The following is a 23,670-nucleotide window of genomic DNA, read 5'->3' on the forward strand; positions in this document are numbered from 1 at the left end:
CGATGGCCCACCGGGCCCCAAGGCACCCCCATGAAAGCCATCTGGAACGGCGTGACCATCGCCGAAAGCGACGACATCGTCACCCTCGAAGGCAACCACTACTTCCCGCGCGAATCGCTCAAGGACCAGTACACCACCTTCAGCAACCACCGCAGCAGCTGCGTGTGGAAGGGCCAGGCGCAGTGGTTGAGCCTCTTCGTCAACGGCGACATGAAGCCCGATGCGGTCTGGTTCTACCCCGAGCCCACGGACGCCGCCAAGGAGATCAAGGGGCGCGTGGCGTTCATGCCGGGCGTTGAGATCACCGAGTGAACGTGACGCCGCCCGAGCGCTTGCCGCCCGATGCGCGTGACGTCAACGACGCCCGCACCGCACCCGTCCCGCAAGGCCGCACCAGCCGCTTCCTGCACCTGGGCCGGGCGGTCGGTGAGATGGCACTGGGTGCTGCCGCGCAAGGCCTGAGCCAACTCGCACAGGGCCAGCGCCCCGTCTGGGCCGATGTCATGCTGAGCGCGGACAACGCGCGCCGCCTGGCCGAGCGCCTGTCGCAGATGCGCGGCGCGGCCATGAAGCTGGGCCAGCTCATGTCCATGGACGGCCAGGGCGTGCTGCCACAGCCTTTTGCCGATTTGCTCTCGCGCCTGCGCGACCAGGCCCACACCATGCCGGCGCTGCAGCTCGCCGAGGTGCTGGAGCGCGAGTACGGCGCCGGCTGGCACCGCCGCTTCCAGCGCTTCAGCTACGCGCCCATCGCCGCGGCCTCCATCGGGCAGGTGCACCGCGCCGAAACCCACGAGGGCGCCGTGCTGGCGCTCAAGGTGCAGTACCCGGGCGTGCGCCGCAGCATCGACAGCGATGTGGCCAACCTCGCGCTGCTCATGCGCGTGCCCGGCCTGGTGCCCGCAGGCCTCGACCTCGCGCCCCTGCTGGAACACGTGCGCCAGCAACTGCACCACGAAACCGATTACCTCGCCGAGGCCCAGGCCCTCAACGCCTACCGCCAGGCCCTGGGCGAGGGCGCCGCCGATGCGGCAGATTTCACCGTGCCCGAGGTGCACGCCGCGCACAGCACCGGCCACATCCTGGCCTTGGGCTTCCTCGATGGCCACCCGCTGGACCGCCTCACCCAGCCCGATCAGCCGCAGGCCCTGCGCGACCGCGTGGCCACCGCGCTGTGCCGCCTGGCCATCCGCGAACTGTTCGAGATGCGCCTGGTGCAGACCGACCCCAACTTCGGCAACTACCTGTTCGACCCGGTCGGCCAGCGCATCGGCCTGCTCGATTTCGGCGCCACGCAGGCGGTGTCGCCCGAGCGCGTCGAGGCCTTCCGCACGCTGGCCCGGGCCCTGCGTGACGACGACGTGCCGCGCATCGAGGCCCAGGCGCGCGCCATCGGCTTCATCGGCGAGGCCGACACCCCCGCGCAGGCCCAAGGCGTCATCGACCTGATGCGCGAGGCCGGCGAGGTGCTGCGCCAGCGTGGCCCCTACGACTTCGGCCAGTCCGATTTGCTCTCCCGCCTGTCGCGGCTGGGACAGGCGCAGCTGCGCGACGCGGGCGTGGGCAGCGTGCCGCCAGAGGACCTGGTGTTCCTGCAGCGCAAGTTCGTCGGCACCTTCCTGCTGTGCACGCGCCTGCGGGCCCGCGTCGATGTGGCCGCGTTGTTCGCGCCGGTGCTGGACGCTGCCTGAGCGCCTTCCAGCATGCGGGATGCGCAAGCCGCGCCCGTTGCCGGGATAATCGCGCATGACCACATCTCCTTCCTTCGCCACGCTGCCCCTCTCCGAGGCCATGCAGGCGAACCTGCAAGCCCTGGGTTACGCGGCGATGACGCCCATCCAGGCCGCCAGCCTGCCGATCACCCTGGCCGGCCAAGACCTCATCGCCCAGGCCAAGACCGGCAGCGGCAAGACCGTGGCTTTCACGCTGCCCCTGCTGCACACGCTCGACACCAAAAGCTTCGCCGTGCAGGCCCTGGTGCTCTGCCCCACGCGCGAGCTGGCCGACCAGGTCACCACCGAAATCCGCCGCGTGGCCCGCGCCGAAGACAACGTCAAGGTGCTGACCCTGTGCGGTGGCAGCCCCATCCGCCCGCAAACCGAGAGCCTGGCCCATGGCGCCCACATCATCGTCGGCACGCCGGGCCGGGTGCTCGACCACCTGGGGCGTGAAAGCCTGAACCTCGATGCGCTGCAAACGCTCGTGCTCGACGAGGCCGACCGCATGCTCGACATGGGTTTCGCCGATGACATCGCCCAGGTCGTGGCGCACTGCCCGAAGCAGCGGCAGACCCTGCTGTTCTCGGCCACCTACCCCGAGGGCGTGGACAAGCTGGCGCGCCGCTTCATGCGCGATGCGCAAGAGGTCAAGCTCGCAGAAAAGCACGACACCAGCCTCATCCGCCAGCGCTTCTACGAGGTGACCGAGCCTGAGCGCCTGCACGCCGTGGGCCTGCTGCTCGACCACTTCCGCCCGACCAGCACCCTGGCGTTTTGCAACACCAAGCAGCAGTGCCGTGACCTCGTGGCGGTGCTGCAGGCGCAAGGCATCGTCGCGCTCGAACTGCACGGCGACCTCGACCAACGCGACCGCGACCAGGTGCTGGTGCGCTTCGCCAATGGCAGTTGCAGCGTGCTCGTGGCCACCGACGTGGCCGCGCGCGGCCTGGACATCGCCCAGCTCGAAGCCGTCATCAACGTGGACATCACGCCCGACACCGAGGTGCACACCCACCGCGTGGGCCGCACCGGCCGTGCCGGCGAATCGGGCTGGGCCTTCAGCCTGGCCAGCATGGACGAGATGGGCCGCGTGGGCCGCATCGACCAGATGCAGGGCCGTGCCAGCGAGTGGCACCCTTTGAGCGAGCTCACGCCCTCGACCGACGCCGAACCCCTGCGCCCGCCGCGCGTGACGTTGCAGATCCTCGGGGGCCGCAAGGAAAAGATCCGCCCGGGCGATGTGCTGGGTGCGCTCACCAAAGACTTGGGGCTAGATGGCGCCCAGATCGGCAAGATCAACGTCAACGAGTTTTCAACCTACGTGGCCGTGGACCGCGCCATCGCCGACCAGGCCTTGAAGGGCCTGCAGGGTGGCAAGGTCAAGGGCAAGTCCGTGAAGGTGAGGGCACTGTGAACGAGGACATCAACAAGGATGTGGACAAGGACCTGGACGTGCCCCGCAACGACGCCGCATCGCCCTTCCTCGCGCTGGGCCTGAGCGCCGACCTGGCCGAAGCCTTGGAGGCGGTCGGCTTCGACGAACCCACCGCCATCCAGGCCGATGCCCTGCCCGTGGTGCTGGCCGGGCGCGACGTGCTGGCCACGGCGCAGACCGGCTCAGGCAAAACGCTGGCCTATGTGCTGCCCGTGCTGCAGCGGCTGCAGGACGCTTGGCTGAAGGCCCAAACAAAGGGCTTGGATGAGCCCACCGGCCGCCGCCCCACCCGCGTGCTGGTGCTGGTGCCCACGCGCGAGCTGGCCTTGCAGATCGGGCAGACCTTGCACGAGCTGGCCCCGCACCTGCAGGCGCCGCTGCGCTGGGGCTGCGTGTTCGGCGGCGTCTCCATCAACCCGCAGATGATGGGTTTGCGCGGTGGCGCCGACATCGTCGTGGCCACCCCGGGCCGCCTGCTCGACCTCATCGACCACAACGCCCTGAGCCTCGATGGCGTGCAGACCCTGGTGCTCGACGAGGCCGACCGCCTGCTGGAGAAGGGCTTCGAAGACGAGCTCAAGCGCGTGCTGGCCCTGCTGCCGGCCCAGCGCCAGAGCCTGATGTTCTCGGCCACCTTCGCGCCTGCCGTGGAGGCGCTGGCGCAACAGCTCTTGCACGATGCCGCGCGCATCGACGTGCGTGCCGATGAGGTGTCGGTGCCTGACATCACGCAGCGCGCCATCCACGTCGATGCGGCCCAGCGCACGCCGCTGCTGCGCCACCTCATTGCGCAAGAAGGTTGGCAGCGGGTGCTGGTGTTCGTGGCCACGCGCTATGCCTGCGAGCTGGTCACGCACAAGCTGGAGAAGGCGGGCATCCGTGCCGCGGCCTTCCACGCCGACGCCAGCCAGGGCGCGCGCCGCGAGGTGCTGCGCGCCTTCAAAGCAGGTGAACTGCAAGTCGTGGTGGCCACCGACCTGGCCGCGCGCGGCATCGACATCGCGCAGCTGCCCGCCGTCGTCAACCACGACCTGCCGCGCTCGCCCGACGACCACATCCACCGCATTGGCCGCACCGCGCGCGCGGGCGAAAGTGGCGTGGCCGTGAGCTTCGTCAGCGCCAACACCGAGGCGCACTTCCGCCTGATCGAAAAGCGCCAGGGCCTGCGCGTGCCGCGTGAGCAGGTGCCCGGTTTCGAGATGACGCAGACCGAGCCCGTGAACGCCAACCCGCTGACCGACCCCGAGGGCACGGGCGGCATCAAGGGCAAGCGCAAGAGCAAGAAGGACAAGCTGCGCGAGGCGGCGGCTTTGGCGGCGGCGACGCCCGCGGGCCAGCGCTCAGGGCGCTGAGCCACGGCCCTCACTGCCATGATTGGGCCATGATTGGGCGATGACTGGGCGACGGTCAAGCCGATGGCTTGGCCTGCAGTTGGGCGATGCGGCCTTTCAGCGTTTCGACGATGTCGGGCAGCCAGCGCGGCGCATCGCTGGTGCCGCGCACCTTGCCCCAGGCGGCCAGCGCCTCCCGGTAGCTGGCCAGGGCCAGCGCGGGCTTGCCAGACATCTGGTGCAGGCTGCCGATGCGGGTGAGGGTGCGCGCCAGGGCCTGATCGTGTTTGCCGGGTTCTGACGCGGCCATGCGCAGTTGCAGGCCCAGCGCCGCGAGGCTCCATTGCGCCGCCAAGGCCGATTGGGCCGGGGCCAAGCCTGCCTCGCTGCGCGATGCGTCCTGCCATGCCTTGATCTGAGCTTCCCATTCGGCGGCTGGCAGCGCTTCCAGGGCGGCGCTGGTGGGCAGGGAGAGGGGGGTGTGGCTTCGCAGGACCGACGCCGCGGTGTTCTGGCAGGTGTCAGGTGGCAGCGGTGGGCGAGCAGACCGCTTTTTGCGTTCCAGGAACCTGGCTGGGTCGATCTCGGCCAGCTCATTCACGATGCGGGTCGCCTCGCGCCACGCCGCTTCGCCCAGGCAGGTCTGCTTGAGTTTCTGGTGGGACAGCTCCTGGTTCAGCAGGGTGGTGGCCAGCTCGTATTGGCGCATCAGGGTGGGTTCGCGCGCGGCCAGGGCGCGGCGCCAGACGAGCACGTCGCTCAGCGTTGCCAGGGCTTGCGCGTGCTGGCCCACCATGGCTTGCATGCGGGCGGCGTTCAGGCCAGCGCGCGAGGCGGCATCGGTGTGGACGGTGTCAGCGTCCGAGCGCATGGCCGCGTGCAAGCCCATCGCCTTCAGCCAGTGCTCACTGGCTTCGCCCGGGCGTTTCATGCCTTCGAGCAGGCGGCCCAGGGTGTCGTGCAGTCGGGCGACGGCCGTTTGGTTGTCGGTGGGGTACAGCGCCAGGGCGCGGGTCAATGAGCCATGGGCGCGGGTCAATGCACCATGGGCTTGAGAGAGGGTTTCGCCCGGGTGGTGCATTTGCAATTGACCCAGCAAGTGCCACAGCTCGGGGCGTTCCGGCAGTGTCATCGTGGCCAGCCAACCTGTGTCGATAGCTGCCGGGCTGTCGCCGAGGGCGAGCTGCAACATGACGCGGAGCATCCAGGCTTGAGCCAGGTCGGCATCTTTTGACGGTGTGCCGACAGGAGCCCTCTGGAGCGCGATCATCGACAACACCTGCAGCGCCTGTTTTGGGTCTCCCCGCCACCAGTCTTGTAACGCCTCGCGGTACAGCGCAGGCATCTGCGCCGCATGGCCTTTGCCGGCCAGCAGGGCCCATGTGCCGGCGGGCTGGCCGAGGGGGTCGAGGGCCGCAGCCCACTCTGCAAGCCCCTCCATTTTCAGCTGTTGGGGCCCCACTTTCGTCGCGGCAGCCAATGCCGCGACGCGCGCCTGTTCGCTGGTGCGCAACACCAGCTGCCCCAAGTGAAATTCGCGCCACGCGACCACCGTCTCAGGCGCGGACACCAGCAGCGTCACCGGCGCAGGGGAGGCGGCAAGCGATGCAGGCCAGGTCAGCAGCACGTCGTTGACCACGGCCATGGCCTCGCCCGGCCGGCTCAGCTGCAGCGTCACCGCCTCCTTGCCAGCCGTTGCAGCGGAGGGGCGTGGCCAGCGGATCGCGAAGCGGCCTTCCGCATCGGTGGTCGCCACGACTTTCTGCCCGATGAGCACCGAGACCCCGGCCAGCGGCGCGCCGTCCAGTTGGTCCAGGCGCACCTGGCCGCTCAGCGTGGGCACATCGGCTGGGGCGGCGAGCGCACGGCCGGACAACAGCAATGCCGCAAGCACGGCCCGCAGCAGCCACCAGGGGTGGGTCCAGAACGCGGGCCTCATTTGCGCAAGGTCCTGGTGCCGCCACATGCCGCGGCGGTCTGGCCGGAGCGCGCCACCAGGGCCGCAGTCTCGTCCTGGAGGGCCTCGTGGCGCACATTGAAGGCCGCCACGCTGGCATTCGCTGCCGTGTTGCGGGCGTTGTGGGCCGCCACGCGCTGTTCGAAGGCCGCGTGCTCTTTCAGCAAGCGCGAGCGCCATTCACGCAGGCGCTCCAGCTCGGTGTTGTGCGCTTTGACCAGGGCATTGAAGGCGGTCACGTCGGCTGGACGCTGGGGGCGCTGCAGGCGTTTGCGCTCGAGGTCCTCGGCCTGGCGTTGCAGGGCGGTGTTGGCCTCGGACCAGCGCGCAGACTGCGCCTTCATGGCCTCGCTCGCCTTCTCCAGTTCGGCCATGGCGGCGTGCAGTGTGTTGCTGACCTGCTCCAGGCTGGCGCGTTCTTGGGTGAGCGCCTGCTGACGTTGCCGCGCGGCGTGCACGTCCTGCTGCATCGCCATGTCCTGGCCCAGGCAGCGTTCGATGTCGTCCAGGGTGATGTCGGGGGCCTCCGGCGCACCGGGGCGTCGCAAGCGGGAGGTGATGGCCGGCAGGCGAACGACGGGCTGGATGGCGATCGGGGCGCCGGGCTGGGCGGCAGCCTGGGCCGCAGGCGCTGCCGAGGGTGGGGCGGAGGGCGTGGCCACCGACGTGCCAAGCAAGGCGGTGGTCAGTGCGGCGGCCAGGGCGCGGGCGGCCAGCGGCTGGGGCATGGGATGTCTTCCTGAGGGAGGGCACCTCCGGGAAGGGGTGCGCGGATGGTGCCGCGCATCCTGGCAGTGACATGTGGCGCGTTCATGTCACCCCCTGGCTCAAGCGGTCGGCGGGGCGGCCTGTGGCGTGTCCTTCAAGGCCTGCCTGGTCTGCCACGCCCGCAGCGCCTGGCGGTGATCGGCCATGGCCAGGTCGTGGGTGTCGAAGATGCAGGGGTCGCAGCCACTGCCGCAGCAGGCGTTGATGTCCGGCGGCTCGGGCGGCAGGGGCATGGGGTCGTGGTCGGGGCTGGCTGGGTCGCTCATGGCCCGATTTTCTCGCAGGGGCTCGCGCGGCGGGGCGGGCGCAAGCCAAAAACCCTCGCGCACCGTGCCAAACGCCTTGCGTGCAAGCCGCCACGGGCCGTGCACCGGCCGGAACGTGCCGTGCGCCGAGTCCCCGGGTGTGGCCGGTGCGTCGAGTCGGCTTGCGCGCCGAGCAGATGGCCTGGCGCGCGACCCGCGCGGAGCGGCACCCCGCCCGACATGACTTGCGCTCGCGGCCATGGCGTGTCGCGCGTGCATGGTCACGGCTTGCGCGCGACCCGACAAGACTTGCGCGCGAAGCCAATGGCCTTGCGCACCAGGCCAAACGGGCGGCGTGCCGCCTGTTCAGCCCGGCGCGCCGCTCAGTCCGCCGCTTTGATGAGCGCCAGCACCTCGCGGAAGCGCGCGTGCTGGCAGTCGCCCAGCCACTCGAAGAGCACCATCTCGTGCGTGACCACGGTGGTGCCGGCCTGGCCCATGCGCGCCATGGCGGCGGCGTGGTCGCTCGCGCGGCGCGAGCCGCTGGCGTTGGCCACCACCCAGACGCGCCAGTCTGGCCGGGCTCGCAGCAAGCCCAGCGCGGTCTGCAGCAGGCAGACGTGGGCCTCGCAGCCCGCGATGACGATGTCGGTGCAGCCCGGCCGGGCGGCTTGCACGGCGTCCACCAGGCCGTCGGGGCAGGCGTCGAAATGCGTCTTGGCGACGGTGGTGTCGCACAGGGCTTTGAGCGCGTCCGCGTTCGGCCCCAGGCGCGCGGGGTTCTGCTCGGTGCCGATCACCGGCACGCCCAGCAGGCGCGCGCCTTCGGCCAGCAGCACGGCGCGCGCCAGTGCCTGGCCGCCCTCGTGGATGGCGGGCATCAAGCGCCCCTGGTAGTCCACCAGCACGAGCACGCTGGTGTCGGCGTGCATCGCGTGGGCCAGGCCCGTGGCCGTGGTGTCAGACACGCTGTGCCCGCTCAGAAAAAGGCCTGGATGCCGGTCTGCGCACGCCCCAGGATCAGCGCGTGCACATCGTGCGTGCCCTCGTAGGTGTTGACCACTTCGAGGTTGACCAGGTGGCGGGCCACGCCGAACTCGTCGCTGATGCCGTTGCCGCCCATCATGTCGCGCGCCAGGCGGGCGATGTCCAGCGCCTTGCCGCAGTTGTTGCGCTTCATGAGCGAGGTCAACTCAACGCCGGCCTTGCCTTCGTCCTTCATGCGGCCCAGGCGCAGGCTGCCTTGCAGGCCCAAGGCGATCTCGGTCTGCATGTCGGCCAGCTTCTTCTGGATGAGTTGGTTGGCGGCCAGCGGGCGGCCGAACTGCTGGCGGTCGAGCACGTACTGGCGGGCGCGCAGCCAGCAGTCTTCGGCCGCGCCCATCGCCCCCCAGGAGATGCCGTAGCGCGCCGAGTTCAGGCAGGTGAAAGGGCCCTTCAAGCCGCGCACATCGGGGAAGGCGTTCTCTTCGGGCACGAACACATCGTCCATGGCGATCTCGCCGGTGATGCTGGCGCGCAAGCCCACCTTGCCGTGGATGGCCGGGGCGCTCAGGCCCTGCCAGCCCTTCTCCAGCACGAAGCCGCGGATGGCGTCTTTGCCGTTCTCGTTGAACTGCGCCCACACCACGAACACGTCGGCAATGGGCGAGTTGCTGATCCACATCTTGCTGCCGCGCAGCGTGTAGCCGCCATCGACTTTCGTGGCGCGCGTCAGCATGCTGGCCGGGTCAGAGCCGTGGTTGGGCTCGGTCAGGCCGAAGCAGCCGATGAACTCGCCCGACGCCAGCTTGGGCAGGTACTTGGCGCGCGTGGCTTCAGTGCCGAACTCGAAGATGGGCAGCATCACCAGCGAGGACTGCACGCTCATCATCGAGCGGTAGCCCGAGTCCACCCGCTCGACCTCGCGGGCGATCAGGCCGTAGCTGACGTGGTTCAGGCCCGCGCCGCCATACGCGGTCGGGAGGGTCGCGCCCAGCAGGCCGAGCGCGCCCATCTCGCGGAAGATGGCCGGGTCGGTCTGTTCGTTGCGGAAGGCCAGGGTCACGCGGGGCAGCAGCTTGTCTTGCGCGTAGCTGCGGGCCGCGTCGCGCACCATGCGTTCTTCCGTCGTGAGCTGGTCGTCGAGCAAGAAGGGGTCGGCCCATTGGAAGGCGGGGTTGGCTTGGCTCATGGGGGCTCCGGTGGGGCTGGGGATGTGGGCTTCGGACATCGTGGGCGCGAGCTTATGCCGAGGCACCCAGGGCGATGAAGCGCTGCAGGTGGTGGTCCTCGTCGCCCAGCTGGGCATCGATGAGCACCAGGCGCTTGGCGCAGTGCGACAGTGGCAGCTCCCAGGTCATGCCGATGCCGCCGTGCAGCTGGATGGCTTCTTCGGCCACCAGCGTGCCGATGCGCCCGATGCTGACCTTGGCCGCCGACAGCGCGCGTTCGCGGGCGAGGCGCTCGCTGCCATCCAGCGCGGCGGCGGCGTTGATGACGGCCGAGCGCGCCTGTTCGATCTCCAGCAGCACGGTGGCCATGCGGTGTTGCAGGGCCTGGAAGCTGCCAATCGGCACGCCGAACTGCTGGCGCGTCTGCAGGTACGCGATGGTCATGCGCTTGGCCACCTCCATGGCGCCCAGACTCTCGGCGCACAGCGCCAGCAGGCCACGGCCCACGGCGTGCTCCAGCGTGGCCAGGCCTGCGTCCACGTGCGCCTCGCCGCCCAGCAGGGCCGAGGCCGGCAGGCGCAGCTGGTTGAACATCACGTCGGCCACGCGGCCGCCATCGTGCGCGGGCAGGCCGCGGCGCACCAGTCCCGGCGCATCGGCCGGCACGACGAACAGCGAGATGCCTTGCGCGTCGGTCGTGGCGCCCGCGGTGCGCGCCGACACCAGCAGCCAGTCGGCCTGGTCGCCCAGCGGCACGGCGGTCTTGTGGTCTTGCAGCACCCAGCCCTCGCCATGGCGCTCGGCCCGCGTGGCCACGTGCTGCACGTGGCCGAAGGCGCCCGGCTCGTCGTGGGCCAGCGCGGCCACGTGCTCGCCGGCCATCAGCGGTGCCAGCAGCGTCTTTTGTCCGTGGGTGCCCGCGTGCGCCAGCGCGCTGCCGGCCATCAGCGCGGGCAGGAAGGGCTCCAGCACCAGGCCGGCGCCCAGGGCTTCGAACACCACGGCGATGTCGAAGCCCGCGCCGCCATAGCCGCCATCGGCCTCGGTGAACAGCGCCCCGATGGCGCCGAGTTCGGCGAATGCCGCCCAGCGTGCGCGGCTGAAGCCTTCGGGGGATGCGGCCGCGGCCATGCGGGCCTCGAAGCCGGCTTGCTCGGCCACGTAGCGGCCCAGGGTGTCGGCCAGCATGCGGCGGTCTTCGGTGTGGGTGAAGTTCATGGCGTGGTCCTCACAGTCCCAGGATCATCTTGGCGATGATGTTTTTCTGGACCTCGTTGGAGCCGCCGAAGATCGACAGCTTGCGGTTGTTGAAGTACTGCGCGGTGGCGTGGTGCACCTCGGGCTCGGCGCCCAGCGGGCTGTCCACGCCGGGGCCCACGAGCGCCCGTGCGTGCGGGCCCATGGCGCGGCGCAGCAGCGCGTTGAGCTCCTGGCGGATCTCGGTGCCCTTGATCTTCAGCATGGAGCTCTCCGCGCCCGGCGCACCGCCCCCGGCCACCGCCGCGATCACGCGCAGGTTGGTGGTCTTCATGTTCTCCAGCTCGATCTCGATGTGCGCCATGCGCGCAGCGAACAGCGGGTCCTGCGCCAGGGGCTTGCCGTTCTTCTTGACGCGCTGGGCCACGTCTTTCAGGCGCGCCATGGCCGCCACCGAAAAGCCCACGCCCGCGATGTTGGTGCGCTCATAGGTCAGCAGGTACTTGGCGCAGGTCCAGCCCTTGTGCTCCTCGCCCACCAGGTTCGCCACCGGCACCTTCACATCGGTGAAGAAGACCTCGTTGACCTCGTGCGCGCCGTCCAGCGTGACGATGGGGCGCACCTCCACACCGGGCGTGGCCATGTCGATCAGCAGGAAGCTGATGCCTTCTTGCTTCTTGGCGTCGCGGTCGGTGCGCACCAGGCAGAAGATCATGTTGGCGTGGTGGCCCAGCGTGGTCCAGGTCTTCTGGCCATTGACCACGTAGAACTGGCCGCTGGCGTCTTTCACGGCGGTGGTTTTCACGGCGGCCAGGTCCGAGCCCGCGCCGGGTTCGGAGTAGCCCTGGCACCACCAGTCGCTGCCATCGAGGATGCGCGGCAGCCAGTGCCGCTTTTGCGCTTCGCTGCCGTACTTGATGAGCACGGGCCCCAGCATGTTCACGCCAAAGGGCACGGTGCGCGGGCAGCAGGCCAGGGCGCATTCGTGCTCGAAGATGAACTTCTGCACGGCGCTCCAGCCGGTGCCGCCCCACTGCTGGGGCCAGTGGTTGGCCAGCCAGCCCTGGGCGTTGAGGATGGCATGCCACGCTTCGTGGTCGGCCTTGCCCAGGTGCTCGCCGGCGCGGACCTTGTCGGTCAGGTGGGCGGGCACCTTGTCGCGCAGGAAGGCCCGCACTTCGTCGCGGAAGGCCTGTTCTTCAGGCGTGAAACTCAGGTCCATGGGGCGTCCTCAAAAGTTGTTCAGGCTGTCGAAGGTCTGGCCCTCGGCCACGAGTTTTTCCAGCAGCGCAGACGGCTGCCAGAACAGCGGGTCTGCCTGCGCGAAGGTGCGGATGTCGGTCAGGATGCTGGCCAGACCGACCGTGTCGGCGTGCTTCATGGGGCCACCGCGCCAGCGCGGGAAACCGTAGCCATGCACCAGCGTGACATCGACGTCGAGCGGGCGCAAGGCGATGCCCTCATCGACGACCTTGGCACCCTCGTTGACCATGGCGGCCAAGTAGCGGCGCTGCATCTCATCCAGCGTGAAGTGGCGCGGCGTGATGCCGGCCTTGGCGCGCTCTTCGGCGACGATGGCCTCAACCTCGGGGTCGGGCTTGCCGCTGCGCGAGCCGGCTTCGTACACGTACCAGCCGCGGCCTGTTTTCTGGCCGAACCAGCCGCGCTCGCAGAGCCGGTCGGCGATGTGCACATACCGGGCCTTGGGCGCGTTCGGATCGCGCGTGGCGGCACGGCGCTTGCGCGTCGCCCAGCCGATGTCGCCACCGGCCAGGTCGCTCATTTCATACGGCCCCATGGGGAAGCCGAAGGCGCGCACCATGGCGTCGATCTCGTACGGCGAGGCGCCATCCGCCATCAGGTGGTCGGCCGCCGTGCGATAGACGGCCAGGATGCGGTTGCCGATGAACCCATCGCACACCCCGGCGCGCACCGCCACCTTCTGGAGCCGGGCGGCCAGCGCGAAGGCCGTGGCGACCACGTCGGCGCTGACCTGCGTGGGCACCACGATTTCCAGCAGCTTCATGACGTGGGCCGGCGAGAAGAAGTGCAAGCCGATGACGTCTTGCGGGCGCGATGTGGCTTGCGCGATGGCGTCGATGTCCAGGTAGGACGTGTTGGTGGCCAGCACGGCGCCGGGCTTGCAGTGGCGGTCCAGCTCGGCGAACACCGCGTGCTTGACGGCCATGTCCTCGAACACCGCCTCGATGACCAGGTCCACGTCCTGGAGCGCGGCGTAGTCGGTCGAGCCTTGCAAGCGCGTCATTACCGCGGCCTTGCCCTCGGGCGTCAGCCGGCCCTTGGCCACGCGGCCGTCGTGCACCTTCTCCACCCGCGAGCGCCCCAAGGCCACAGCGGCTTCGTCGCGCTCGACCATCACCACCGGCAGGCCGGCGTCCAGCACCGCCACGGCGATGCCCGCGCCCATGGTGCCGCCACCGACCACCCCCACCGAGGCCACCGGGCGGGGTCTGCCCCGGCGGGCTTGGGGGGTGTTGGCGGCCGCTTGTTCTGCGCGCTGCAGGTGGGCGAGGGCGGCGTCTGCGAGGGCGCTGTCTGCCTGGGTGATCTCTGGGGCTTGGGTCATGGGCAGGGGGGCTTGTGCGGTGTTCGTCGATTGTTCGAGGGCGAAGCAGTTTTGACAATCCGCACAAGCATTGACAGGCTGTCAAAGGAAATTTGACAATCACACCATGTCTGCCCCCATGGACCTCCACGCCCTGACCTTGCTCGTTGACATCCTGGACGCCGGCTCCCTGAGCGAAGCCGCGCGCCGCCTCAAAACCAGCCGCGCCAACGTCAGCTACCACCTCAGCCAATTCGAGCGCAACCTGGGCCAGCAGTTGGTGCGCCGCAGCACCCGCCGCATCGCGCCCACCGAGGTCGGCTTGCAGCTCTACGAGCACGGCCGCAAGATCCGCGACGAACTCGCTGCCGCGCGCGACACCGTCTCCACCCTGGGCCAGACCCTGCAGGGCCGCGTGCGCCTGAGCGTGCCCAGTGGCTACGGCCAGCTGGTGATGGCGCCCTGGCTGATCGAGTTCAAGCGCAGCCACCCTGGCATCGTGCTGGACGTCGCCTTCGAGAACCGCGTGGTGGACCTGATGCGCGACGAGGTGGACATCGCTGTGCGCGTGATGTCCGAGCCGCCCGACCAACTCGTCGCCCGCGACATGGGCCCGGTGCGCTACGTGGCCTGCGCCTCGCGCGCCTACGCCGAGGCCCACGGCATGCCGGCCCAGCTCGGCGACCTGTGCACGGCACCGCTCATCACCTCCGCCGTGGTGGGGCGCCAGCTGCGCCTGGCCGCCTACCTGCACGGCGAGCGCCACGAGGTGCCGCTGTCGCCCACGCTGACATCCGAGAACTTCCACTTCCTGCGCCAGGCCATCGAGGCGGGCGTCGGCGTCGGCCTGGTGCCCGACTACGTGGTGCAAGACCTCATCGACCGTGGTGAGGTGCTGACCGCGCTGGACGACTGGAAGCTCAGCATCTTCGGCACCCGCATGGTCATGCTCTACATGCCCAACCGCCACCCCACCCGAGCGGCCGCCACCTTCGTGGACTTCGTCCTGGCGCGCGCCCGCCAAACCTGAGCGGCGTTGCACTTCGTTGCACATACGCCCCAAAAGGGGGAGATGCCGCCGCATGGGCTGCTCCTAAACTCGGCCCACACCAAAACACAGTTCAGGGACCGATGGAATTGCCAAGCCAGATCGACGAGATCGGCGGGATTGGCGCGCTGGCGGAGCGCTTGCTGTCCATGTGGACGCAAGACAGCCGGCTGCACACCCTTGCCACCCCGCCGGGTGCCGACGCCGCGGGCGCCTCGGACCTCCTGCTGGAGCGCTTCGAGCTGCACGAGGCGGTGTCCGAGCCTTTCCGCCTGACGCTGCAGGTCTTGATGCTCGACGCCCACGTGCCGCTCAAGCAGCTGTGCGGCCAGGCCCTCACCCTGCGCACCCAGTTGGCCGATGGCGGTCACGTCCTGCGCAGCGGCATCGTCACCGAAGCCCGCGCCCTGCACGCCGACGGCGGCTTCGCCCGCAAGGCGCTCACGCTGCAGCCCTGGATCGCGCTGCTGGCCCACACCCTGAACAGCCGCATCTGGCAGGACCGCAGCCTCATCGACATCGTGGACGACGTGCTCTCGCAGCACCCCGATCTGGCCGTCTGGCGCTGGGACGAAGGCGTGGCCGAACACGTGGCCCAAGGCCTGTTCGCCCGCAACGGTGGCCAGCGTGCCTACTGCGTGCAGCACCGCGAAAGCGACCTCGATTTCCTCCAGCGCCTGCTGGCTGAGGAGGGCGTGGCCTGGCGGGTCGAGGAAAGCGACGACGCCCCGGCCGGCCATGGCCTCGTCTTCTTCGTGCACAGCCAGGCCCAGCCCCAGGACCCGACCAGCGCGGGCGGATGGGGTGCGGGCATGGGCTTGGTTGGCGCAGGGATCCGCTTCCACGCCAGCCCGGGCCAGGACAGCCAGGCCTCGCAAGACAGCATCCATGCCCTGGGCCACGAACGCCGCCTGGGCCCCACCGCCCACACCGTGCTGGGCTGGGACCACAAGGCCCATGCGGCCATCGCGGCCGAGGTGCCGTCCCGGCCGGACTGGGGCCCTGAGGGCGACCAGGGCGTGGCCCAACTCACCCCCTGGCTGGCCCAGTACGACCCGACCAGCGGCTACCTGTTCGGCACGCCCGACGAAGCCCGCTTCGCCGCGACCTTGCTGCAACAAGCCGAAGAAGCGCGCACCCTGCGCTGGATGGGCCGCGGCAATGTGCGCACCCTGCGCGCCGGCACCTGGGTGGCCGTGGCGACCGACGGGGGGCTGTTCGGTGGCGTGTCAGGCGCGCATGGCGACATCCCCGAGCTCTTCGTCACCCGCGTGCACGCGATCGGCGTCAACACCCTGCCCAAGGCCGCGCGTGGCGACCATGCCGACCCCAAGGATCACAGCGATCACATCGCCTTTGCGGATGCCGCCGACGACACCGATGCCGGCGCCCACAGCAGCGAACTCCAGCCCCTGGCCGCGCGCACCGGCCACGCCTGTGCCTTCGAAGCCGCGACGCGCGCCCAGCCCTGGCGCCCAGCCCTGCAAGACGGCACCGGCCGACGCCTGCGCCCCCGACCCACGGCTGCGGGCCCGCAGACCGCCATCGTCGTCGGCCCCCAGGGGCAGCTCAGCCCCAGCGGCGCCGATGACATCCACACCGACGCCATGGGTCGCGTGCGCGTGCGCTTCCATTGGCAGGGTGGCTGGCAGAGCGACGCCCCAAGGGGCGCCGAGGCCCTCGACAGCTGCTGGTTGCGCGTGCAGCAACGCTTGGCTGGCGCGGCCATGGGCCACCAGTTCATCCCCCGCATCGGGCAGGAGGTGCTGGTCGGCTTCCTGGGCAACGACATCGACCGGCCGGTGGTCATCGCCAGCCTCTACAACGGCCAGGGAGAATCGGGCATTGCGCCCACGCCGGCTGGGCTCACGCACGATGGTGCCGACGCTGGCGGTGCGCCACGCGCTGCAGGTGCGGCAGGGGTCTCGGCGGCCCTGGCCCAGTCCAGCGACCACACGCCCGCCAGCCAGATGAACCTCATCGGCGAAGGCGCGGGCGGCCACAGCCCCGCCTGGCACGGTGCCGCGCCTGGTGCAGCCACCGAGGGCAACCCTGGCCAAGCCAACGCCGCAGCGCTGAGTGGCGTCAAGAGCCAGGAATTTGGCGGCAGCGGCCACAACCAGCTGGTGCTCGACGACACCCCACAGCAGCTGCGCGCCCGCCTGCACACCACCCAGGCCCAGACCTGGCTGGAGATGGGGCACCTGCTGCACCAGGCCGACAACCACCGTGGCAGCCTGCGCGGCCAGGGCCTGGAGTTGCGCACCGACGCCTGGGGTGGTCTGCGCGCGGCCCGCGGCCTGCTGCTGAGCACCTACAGCCTGCGTCCAGCGGGAGGCTCCGGCCTGGGCATCTCACCCGAGCCCGCGGGCGACAACGCCGCCGGCATCGCTTTGGCGCGGCAGATGCAGCAACTCACCCAGGCCTTCCACCAGGCCGCCAGCACCCACCAGACCGTGGGCCTGGCCAGCGGCGTGCAAGCCAGCCGCGACCTGGCGCTCAGCCTGCGCGGCAGCGTCGGCACCCGCAGCCTGAACGATGCCGTGCAAGACGCCCAGGCGCGCAACACAGCCAGCACCTCGCCGGCCTCATCGGCGTCATCGGCCTCATCGGGCAGCGCCACCGTGCCGCACCTCGCCGACCCCCACATCGCCCTGGTCGGCCAGGCTGGCGTGGGGCTCACCGCCGGCCAGGACGTGCACCTCAGCAGCCAGGGCACCACCATCCTGGCCAGCGGCCAGGACAGCCACTGGGCTGTGGGCGGCCAGGCGCGCGTCCACACGGGCCAGGCCATCGGCGTGCTCGCAGGTGCCGTGCAGCCAGGCGGCGCCGACGCCTCGGGCCAAGCGGCAGCAGGCAAAGGCCTGACCCTGATCGCCGCGCAAGGCGCCATCGACCTGCAAGCGCAGAACGGCCCAGCGCAGGTGGCGGCCCAGCAGACGCTGGAGATCAAAACCGCCCAGGGCGTGGTGAACATCGCCGCGGCCAAGCGCGTGGTGCTGGCCGTGAGTGGCGGCGCCGGCATCACATTGGAAGGTGGGCAGCTCACGGTGCAGTGCCCGGGCAAGATCACGGTGAGGGCGGGGCAGAAGTCGATGGTGGGGCCAGGCACCATCACATGGCAGATGCCCAACATGCCGCGCAGCACCTACCAATTCGAGCCTGAAGCTCCATTTCCATTCTCTGTGTGAGTTCAAGGCCCCTGCACCATGCTCATCAGTTACCCTGTTCTACCTGCCCGGCCAGAAACCGAAGCTGAAGATGCCTACCTTGAACGCATCCTCAACACCCATGTTCTGAGCAGTGAAGGCCGCTTCCCCGTCAGCACCATTCCCACCACCAAGGGGCCGATCCATCGCTGGCACGGCGGCATCCACATCCAAGGTCTGGGCGAGCCCATCAGGGCCATGGCCGATGGCACGGTCGTGGCCTTTCGCTTTGCCAAACAGGCAGAGATTTACGAGGGCCTGGGCCAGTACGACACCAGCTTCGTGCTGATCCGCCATGAAACGCAGACAGGCGAGAGCACTTCCGTGGCGTATTACTCGCTGTACATGCATTTGGCCAACCGTGACGACTTGCTGCCTGATCGCTACCAGCAACTGCCGCCCTGGCTGCGCAGCCCGGCATGCACGCCAGGCCCTGCCGTGCAAAAGCCATCCAACCTCAAAGTCTGGCGCAAAGACGTGCTGGGCTTCGCGGGCAAGCTGTACGACAAAGAGGCCTGCCACATCGAGATCTTCACCACGCAAGCAGGCCTGAGCGCGTTTTGGCGCGACAGCACATCTGTCAAGCAAGGCGCAGGCAGTGCGGACTTCTATGGCGATGCACACTTTGTGATTCCGGCCAATCGAGACTTTGCCGTGCGCCACCCCAGGGCAGCCGAAGTTGGCGCTCACCGCATCGACTTTCCCGGCAAGAATGACTTTGCATTGCCCCTGGGGACAGCCGGGCGGAACACACAAGCCCTGCACGTCTGCGTCAAGCTAGACAAGGGCCAACGCATCGCCACCAGCCACGTGCTCAAGCCAGATGGCAGCTATGAGCAACTGGGCGCTCCCGTTGTTCAAGAGAACTACGAATACGAGCTGTTCCAGCTGGCCACGGCCCTGTACCCGGATTGCCCCAGCGCCGGGCTGGAATGGCTGCGCTTTGGTCGTGTTCTGGGCAGCGACACCACCACCCGCAATGAGAACTGGCAACTGGTGCGCTACAGCGAAACGGCTGTGGGCTACATTGACTTGGCGCCGGAGGCCATAGTCAAGCTCAGCGATGCCGACTTTGTGCATTGGCAAGGCTGGGAAAAGCGCGAGGAAGGCCAAACAGCCAAAGCGGCAGACGGCATCTGCGATGACGAGCGCACGATCAAGCTGTGCCAAGGCGCGGACTACGCATCGCGCACCAAGGCCCGGCACCTGGTGTGCAAAGCGCCCAGCGAATGGGATGCAAGTGATTTGCAAGCCCGCTATGGCCGCTTGCGCGAACCCGGCGCGATCTTCGCATCAGATGCGGCGTGGCAGAAGTTCGAGGATCACGCCAAGAAAATGGCGTTCTGGACCGAAGCCGGCCTGGGTGAGCGCAGCGTGTGGCATTTCCACCCCATGCAGTTTGTGCGGCACTTCAGGAAGTGCGGGTGGTTGAGCCAGAGCGAGTTGCTGCAGCTTGTGCCCAGCCATGCGATTCGCACGGGCAAGCATGTGATGTGGGAGCCCGTCAACTTGCCCCCGATCAAAAAGGAAACAGATCTGGTGGTTGCGCACCGCATTCCACTCAACAAGGCCCTTCGCAAATACAACATCACGTCCCCGATGAGGCAGGTGGCATTCTTCGGCAATGCAGTGCAGGAAACCTCTTGGCTGAGCACGCTTGCGGAGCTTGGCGGCCAAGGCCTCTGGTACTCGCCTTGGTATGGTCGGGGCTTTCTTCAACTGACCAACCCCGAGAACTATTGCGACTATTGGGCTTGGCGAGGTCTGAAGGTTGATGCGAAATCACGAGCTTCGGTGATCGATGCCTACAAGAAAATCGCAGCACAGCCAGCCGGCCAGAGGAGCAACGCGGCGCTGGTGGATTCGAACTTCGGCATGGATGAGAACATTGCGAGATATAGAGACGATTTGGCTGCTGTCAAGCGTCCTGGTAGCGATGATTACAAGATTGCTCCCGCAGACAGCGCAGCCTTCTATTGGTACAAGATGCGAATGTCTTTGTACGCAGACCAAACACATGCGCTGGAACGTCAAGTGATCTCGACTGACCAAGGCGCCAAGGTGCTGTATCGAAGTGTCGCATTCTGGCGTGCCTCTGCGGCTGTCAATTTGCCTGGGGCTATCAACAGAACGTACTCCAAGGCTCTCAATGGTTTCGATGCACGTTGTTGTGCATTTGGCGTTGCTCTGGCTGTTTTGACCGAGGTGCCCTTGCCAGACGCACAGAAGCAAATGAAGCTTCAGTTTCCTGAAGGGTACGAAAGACGTAATCCATGAGGGTCAAAAATCATTACGTGCCTACAGTTATCGCGCTCACGGTTACGTCCGTATTCGCTGGCATGCCTGCGCAAAATCTAAGGCAGAGCCTGCCGACAATCGAGCAGAAGATCGTGACGAGCCTTGGGGATGGCTGCCGTATCAGCATGCTCATTCCTGATGTTGCAAAGCGGCAGTGGCTGGTGGCCGGCAGTAGCACTCCATCAAAATTGAATGAGGGCAGTGTCTACATTCGCTACGGGGATATCCCAAAGTCTTACAAAGGGAAGCAGTGCGCTGATTGCGCATTCACCATAGGGATTGGTTGCTACAACGCCACAGACCCCGCCCCGTCCAAGCCAAACTTGGCTGATGGCTTTTCGGTCAACTTTGACGTCAAGGCCAACCGCTGGGTCAGTGACAGAAGCCGATTCGAAGCTCATCTCAGAGCGCAAGGCATGGACGAGGAGTGGGTGAAGAAATACGCTGACGCCGATCATTTCTATGAACTGACGACCAGGACGGCCAAGGGCTTTGCGATGACCCGCGATCATGTCATTGGCGATGAGTCGCGACGTGAACGCCATCTTCACTACTGCTTGATCCGTGAGCCTAAAGCCGTTTGTGGGCAAGGCGTCATGGGAGCACTAGAAGATATCAAGAGGCGTCCCAAAACCGATCTGACACCATACGCTTTGCAGATCCTGCGCACCATCGAATTTGTGGACGACGTCCCGTCAAGCGATGGTGCAGCTTCATCTCCATGAATGTCGCTCATCAAAGTGGTCGCATGGCCGACTTCGGTGTATGCCTACGCCGGCCAAGCCAGATGCCCAGCTGAGCACCCAAGTCAAGCCTGACGGCACGCAAGTCGCTCAGGCCAGCAGCACGCCTCGCAACGACCAACGCGGCTGTGAGGTGCATGTGTTGCCCAGCCGCACCATCCCGGTGGTGTTCATCCCCGGCATCATGGGCAGCCACCTCAAGCTCACGCCACAGCGCCAGGCGGAGCTCAAGAAAACGACGGACGTGTCTTGGCGCCCGGAGGCCACCATGGAGACACTGGCAGTGATCTTCAAAACCCCGGCGCAGCGGCAGATGCTGCTGGACCCGCAGGCCACCGACGTCGATCGCTATGACTTGAGCAAGCCTGCGGCTGACAAAAGGCACAGCAACGTCGAGGATGTGGCCTATCTGCATGATGGGCCTGCAGCAGACTGTGCCGACCCCGATGCGCAACAGCAGCGTGATCGCCGTGCGCGCTTGCGAGGCTGGAGCGAGGTCTTCTTCGACAGCTATGGCGGGCTGCTGCAAACGCTGGAAAGCCAGCTCAACCAGATGTGCCGAGACGGGCAGGTGCGCTCTGAGTGGGCGTCCGGCAAGCACAAAGTGATCGGCGTGCCACCCACCGAATGGGGCGGCAATGGCGGCGAGGCGCTGCAGCCGAGTGAGTTGCAAACCGTCTCTGACGCCTGGTACCCCGTGCACGCGGTCGGCTACAACTGGCTGCGCTCCAATGGCGAATCGGCCAAAGACGTGGCCAAGCGCATCCGCGAAATCATTGCCTATTACCAACAACGCCAATTCGATTGCGAGAAGGTCATCGTGGTGACGCACTCGATGGGCGGCTTGGTGGGCCGGGCCTTGATCCACCCCGACTTTGGCAATGCGCAAGACGTGGTGGCTGGCATCGTGCATGGCGCCATGCCGGCAGTGGGCGCAGCGGCGGCCTACAAACGCATCCGCATGGGGTTTGAAGGCTCGGGCGTCAAGGGCTACGTGTTCAAGAAGGTGGTGGGCGACACCGGCCCCAAGGTGACCGCGGTGCTGGCCAATGCACCGGGTGGCCTGCAACTGCTGCCCAGCGAACGCTACGGCCCGGGGTGGCTCAAAGCCAAGGTGGGCGATGAAGAGGTGTTGTCGCTGCCCAAGTCGGACCCCTACACGGAGATCTACACGGTGCAGGACAAGTGGTACCGGCTGATCACGCCGGAGTGGGTGAATCCGGCGGGGATGGAAACATCATCCGAGCAAGACACCTGGAAGATGCTTTTCAAAGCACAACAGCTTCATCAAGTGATTGGTGCCCAGTATCACGACCATACCTACTTGAGTTTCGGGAGTGATGAGGGGCAGCTCGCTTGGGGCGACGTGGTCTGGCTTGTCGGCAAAGCCCCGTTCTTCCACGGCGGTGCAGGTCAGCGCCTGGGTTTAGAAAAACTGCATGTGGGCACGCCTGCTGAGGGGTGGCAGATCGATCAAGACGATGGCGACGGTTTGGCGGTTCTGATGGATGGTCTGGCCGGGCACACTGAACAGAAGTTTGGCGTCAGGATTGCCGACCCTGCCCAGCCGGGCGATGGTACTGTGCCCGCAGAGCGTTCAGCCCAAGAGCCCGTGCGGCAAGGCAAGGCCAAGATCGCCTACCAGCAGACTGGCTACGAGCATCAAGGCAGCTTCGAGAGTCATGCTGTGCAGACATCGACGCTCCACGCCATTTGCACAATCGCTCTGCAAGCCTTTGCCTGGAAGACCCAAACATGAGTCGATTGTTTGCCGCGCTGTTACTCGCTCTGACCTGTATTTCTTGCCAAACCGAGGCCCGCAACATGACCCAGCCCCGTATCGACAAAATGTTCGAAAAAACCAAGTCAGTGTGTTTTGGGCGGTTCGTGATGGATGTGCCGATGGCGGCACAGGTGGTGCCCGGGCCGCAGGCTTTTGGGTCGCGCATAGAGTCTTTGCAAAACGACGCAAAGGGGTTGACCAGGAGAGCCAGGGCGAAGAGGGAAGAAGTTCACTCCAAGACTCAGACGATTGATCGTGCTGAAGTTGTCTCCTTAAATGAAGGCCCAACGGCGGGGAGTTGGATCCTTCGCTATTGGGACGATGAAATTTCGAAGAAGGTTGGCTTGCAAGATATCGTTGGCTATTTCGCCGCGCAGCCCCACGGTTTCATCTATCCATCAGCGACACGGAATCACAAGACGCCGGAGCAGGTGCTCGATAGCCTCACCTACATCGCCACCCACCTCCGAGCCCGCGACCCCGCCGAAGTCCCCCAAGAACCAGGCGTTTGCCTGGACGTGGGCTTCATCGCCGACGACACCGGCAAGTTCCAGGAAATTTTTGGCATTGGCTTGCGCTTCCCCGAGCTGCCCGATGCCAGCTTCTCCATCTCCACCAACAAAGACGCGCAGCAGGGCGACAGCTTCGAAGCGCGTCGCTCAGAAGCCCGCCGGGCGGCCCTGATGGTGCCTGAGCTGGCCACAGCGTTTGCCAAGATCAAAACCCTGCGCGAAGGCAAGCGCAAAGTGCAGCAAGGCGATGGCAGTGAAGCCCTGTTCCGTCGTCCCCTGGGCGACACGCCAGGCCACTGGCACGAGTTCCAGTTCGAATACGCAGGCAAGCGTTTCGACCACCGCAACCCCTCATGGGACGCGGCCTTGTTCACCGGGGTCGAGCGTGATCAGGCCGGGTCTGTGGCCTCGGGCCTGAGCGACGATGAGGCCATCGCTTTGTGGGATCGGTTGATGGCGAGCGTGCGCCTGCGGGTGGTGAAGTAAGGCGCGGCGACGGCCTGAAGCAGCCGCATCGCAGTTCAAGAGCCGGGCTGCCAACGCCCCACCAACCACCCGTTGATGTCCTCCACCTCTTCCATGCACAGGCTGTGCGCCATGGGGTAGGTGTGCTGACCTGCCCCCTCCTAGCCATACCAGTTGAATGGAAGTGAGGTCCGTCAACCTGGAGAATGACGGACATGAGGAAGAGTCGATTCACGGAGCAG

17 protein-coding genes and 1 pseudogene are annotated in these 23,670 nt (G+C 67.3%); 10 read left to right on the top strand and 8 right to left on the bottom strand.

Annotated elements, in window-relative coordinates; all coding sequences use genetic code 11:
* Positions 1-30: 30 nt before the first annotated feature.
* From EV672_RS14395 to EV672_RS14410, 4 genes are read left to right on the top strand one after another with little or no spacing between them, the layout of a single operon-like run.
* Positions 31-312, top strand: a complete 282-nt coding sequence (locus tag EV672_RS14395; RefSeq protein ID WP_133610404.1) for a DUF427 domain-containing protein — start codon at positions 31-33, stop codon at positions 310-312.
* Positions 309-1,691, top strand: a complete 1,383-nt coding sequence (locus tag EV672_RS14400; protein WP_243738705.1) for an ABC1 kinase family protein — start codon at positions 309-311, stop codon at positions 1,689-1,691. Before EV672_RS14395 ends, EV672_RS14400 begins: the two co-directional genes overlap by 4 nt.
* A 55-nt stretch (positions 1,692-1,746) precedes the next feature.
* Positions 1,747-3,132, top strand: a complete 1,386-nt coding sequence (dbpA, locus tag EV672_RS14405) for an ATP-dependent RNA helicase DbpA (RefSeq protein WP_133610406.1) — start codon at positions 1,747-1,749, stop codon at positions 3,130-3,132.
* A 38-nt stretch (positions 3,133-3,170) separates the two neighbouring features.
* The gene (locus EV672_RS14410; protein WP_133610457.1) at positions 3,171-4,505 is read left to right on the top strand and encodes a DEAD/DEAH box helicase; all 1,335 of its coding nucleotides are present in this window, start codon (positions 3,171-3,173) and stop codon (positions 4,503-4,505) included.
* A gap of 55 nt (positions 4,506-4,560) precedes the next feature.
* Here the strand turns inward: EV672_RS14410 and EV672_RS14415 are convergent, their stop codons facing one another.
* From EV672_RS14415 to EV672_RS14450, 8 genes and pseudogenes are all read right to left on the bottom strand, one after another.
* Positions 4,561-6,423 (bottom strand): carboxypeptidase-like regulatory domain-containing protein, encoded by a 1,863-nt coding sequence (locus EV672_RS14415; RefSeq protein WP_133610408.1) that lies wholly within the window; start codon positions 6,421-6,423, stop codon positions 4,561-4,563.
* Positions 6,420-7,169: a hypothetical protein gene (locus EV672_RS14420; RefSeq protein ID WP_133610410.1), complete on the bottom strand. Its 750-nt coding sequence runs from the start codon at positions 7,167-7,169 to the stop codon at positions 6,420-6,422. Before EV672_RS14420 ends, EV672_RS14415 begins: the two co-directional genes overlap by 4 nt.
* 99 nt (positions 7,170-7,268) lie before the next feature.
* Positions 7,269-7,475: an oxidoreductase-like domain-containing protein gene (locus EV672_RS14425; RefSeq protein WP_243738706.1), complete on the bottom strand. Its 207-nt coding sequence runs from the start codon at positions 7,473-7,475 to the stop codon at positions 7,269-7,271.
* Positions 7,476-7,837: 362 nt separating this feature from the next.
* A complete protein-coding gene (locus EV672_RS14430; protein WP_133610461.1) occupies positions 7,838-8,386 on the bottom strand; it encodes an isochorismatase family protein in 549 nt (182 codons plus the stop codon).
* Positions 8,387-8,433: 47 nt separating this feature from the next.
* Positions 8,434-9,627 carry an acyl-CoA dehydrogenase gene (locus tag EV672_RS14435; protein ID WP_133610412.1) on the bottom strand — a complete coding sequence of 398 codons (1,194 nt, stop codon included), beginning with the start codon at positions 9,625-9,627 and terminating at the stop codon, positions 8,434-8,436.
* Between the two features lie 52 nt (positions 9,628-9,679).
* Entirely contained in the window at positions 9,680-10,825 is a 1,146-nt protein-coding gene (locus tag EV672_RS14440; protein WP_133610414.1) for an acyl-CoA dehydrogenase family protein, read from the bottom strand.
* 10 nt (positions 10,826-10,835) lie between these two features.
* On the bottom strand, positions 10,836-12,026 hold the full coding sequence (locus tag EV672_RS14445) for an acyl-CoA dehydrogenase family protein (protein ID WP_133610416.1): 1,191 nt from the start codon (positions 12,024-12,026) through the stop codon (positions 10,836-10,838).
* Positions 12,027-12,035: 9 nt separating this feature from the next.
* A pseudogene (locus EV672_RS14450) lies at positions 12,036-13,343 on the bottom strand (3-hydroxyacyl-CoA dehydrogenase); the annotation flags it as partial.
* A gap of 166 nt (positions 13,344-13,509) precedes the next feature.
* Here EV672_RS14450 and EV672_RS14455 point away from each other — a divergent pair.
* The 6 genes from EV672_RS14455 (at position 13,510) to EV672_RS14480 (ending at position 23,449) form a co-directional block, all read left to right on the top strand.
* Positions 13,510-14,400, top strand: coding sequence for a LysR family transcriptional regulator (locus EV672_RS14455; RefSeq protein WP_133610463.1), 891 nt, complete (start codon positions 13,510-13,512; stop codon positions 14,398-14,400).
* A gap of 101 nt (positions 14,401-14,501) precedes the next feature.
* Positions 14,502-17,609 carry a type VI secretion system Vgr family protein gene (locus EV672_RS14460; RefSeq protein WP_133610419.1) on the top strand — a complete coding sequence of 1,036 codons (3,108 nt, stop codon included), beginning with the start codon at positions 14,502-14,504 and terminating at the stop codon, positions 17,607-17,609.
* Between the two features lie 18 nt (positions 17,610-17,627).
* Complete coding sequence (locus EV672_RS14465; RefSeq protein WP_133610421.1) at positions 17,628-19,904, top strand: M23 family metallopeptidase; 2,277 nt, start codon at positions 17,628-17,630, stop codon at positions 19,902-19,904.
* On the top strand, positions 19,901-20,650 hold the full coding sequence (locus EV672_RS14470; RefSeq protein ID WP_133610423.1) for a hypothetical protein: 750 nt from the start codon (positions 19,901-19,903) through the stop codon (positions 20,648-20,650). The genes EV672_RS14465 and EV672_RS14470 overlap by 4 nt, the downstream gene beginning before the upstream one ends.
* Before the next feature lie 160 nt (positions 20,651-20,810).
* On the top strand, positions 20,811-22,427 hold the full coding sequence (locus tag EV672_RS14475) for an esterase/lipase family protein (protein WP_166643586.1): 1,617 nt from the start codon (positions 20,811-20,813) through the stop codon (positions 22,425-22,427).
* Positions 22,424-23,449 (top strand): T6SS immunity protein Tli4 family protein, encoded by a 1,026-nt coding sequence (locus tag EV672_RS14480; protein ID WP_133610427.1) that lies wholly within the window; start codon positions 22,424-22,426, stop codon positions 23,447-23,449. Before EV672_RS14475 ends, EV672_RS14480 begins: the two co-directional genes overlap by 4 nt.
* Positions 23,450-23,670: the final 221 nt, after the last annotated feature.

It is taken from the genome of Aquabacterium commune (genome assembly GCF_004362855.1).
GTDB lineage: Bacteria > Pseudomonadota > Gammaproteobacteria > Burkholderiales > Burkholderiaceae_C > Aquabacterium > Aquabacterium commune.

Excerpts from the sequence above, each read along its gene's own strand:
- EV672_RS14395 (WP_133610404.1), top strand. The coding sequence starts at position 31 with ATGAAAGCCATCTGGAACGGCGTGACCATCGCCGAAAGCGACGACATC.
- dbpA (WP_133610406.1), top strand. The coding sequence starts at position 1,747 with ATGACCACATCTCCTTCCTTCGCCACGCTGCCCCTCTCCGAGGCCATG.
- EV672_RS14415 (WP_133610408.1), bottom strand. The coding sequence starts at position 6,423 with ATGAGGCCCGCGTTCTGGACCCACCCCTGGTGGCTGCTGCGGGCCGTG.
- EV672_RS14420 (WP_133610410.1), bottom strand. The coding sequence starts at position 7,169 with ATGCCCCAGCCGCTGGCCGCCCGCGCCCTGGCCGCCGCACTGACCACC.
- EV672_RS14425 (WP_243738706.1), bottom strand. The coding sequence starts at position 7,475 with ATGAGCGACCCAGCCAGCCCCGACCACGACCCCATGCCCCTGCCGCCC.
- EV672_RS14430 (WP_133610461.1), bottom strand. The coding sequence starts at position 8,386 with ATGCACGCCGACACCAGCGTGCTCGTGCTGGTGGACTACCAGGGGCGC.
- EV672_RS14435 (WP_133610412.1), bottom strand. The coding sequence starts at position 9,627 with ATGAGCCAAGCCAACCCCGCCTTCCAATGGGCCGACCCCTTCTTGCTC.
- EV672_RS14440 (WP_133610414.1), bottom strand. The coding sequence starts at position 10,825 with ATGAACTTCACCCACACCGAAGACCGCCGCATGCTGGCCGACACCCTG.
- EV672_RS14445 (WP_133610416.1), bottom strand. The coding sequence starts at position 12,026 with ATGGACCTGAGTTTCACGCCTGAAGAACAGGCCTTCCGCGACGAAGTG.
- EV672_RS14455 (WP_133610463.1), top strand. The coding sequence starts at position 13,510 with ATGGACCTCCACGCCCTGACCTTGCTCGTTGACATCCTGGACGCCGGC.
- EV672_RS14460 (WP_133610419.1), top strand. The coding sequence starts at position 14,502 with ATGGAATTGCCAAGCCAGATCGACGAGATCGGCGGGATTGGCGCGCTG.
- EV672_RS14465 (WP_133610421.1), top strand. The coding sequence starts at position 17,628 with ATGCTCATCAGTTACCCTGTTCTACCTGCCCGGCCAGAAACCGAAGCT.
- EV672_RS14470 (WP_133610423.1), top strand. The coding sequence starts at position 19,901 with ATGAGGGTCAAAAATCATTACGTGCCTACAGTTATCGCGCTCACGGTT.
- EV672_RS14480 (WP_133610427.1), top strand. The coding sequence starts at position 22,424 with ATGAGTCGATTGTTTGCCGCGCTGTTACTCGCTCTGACCTGTATTTCT.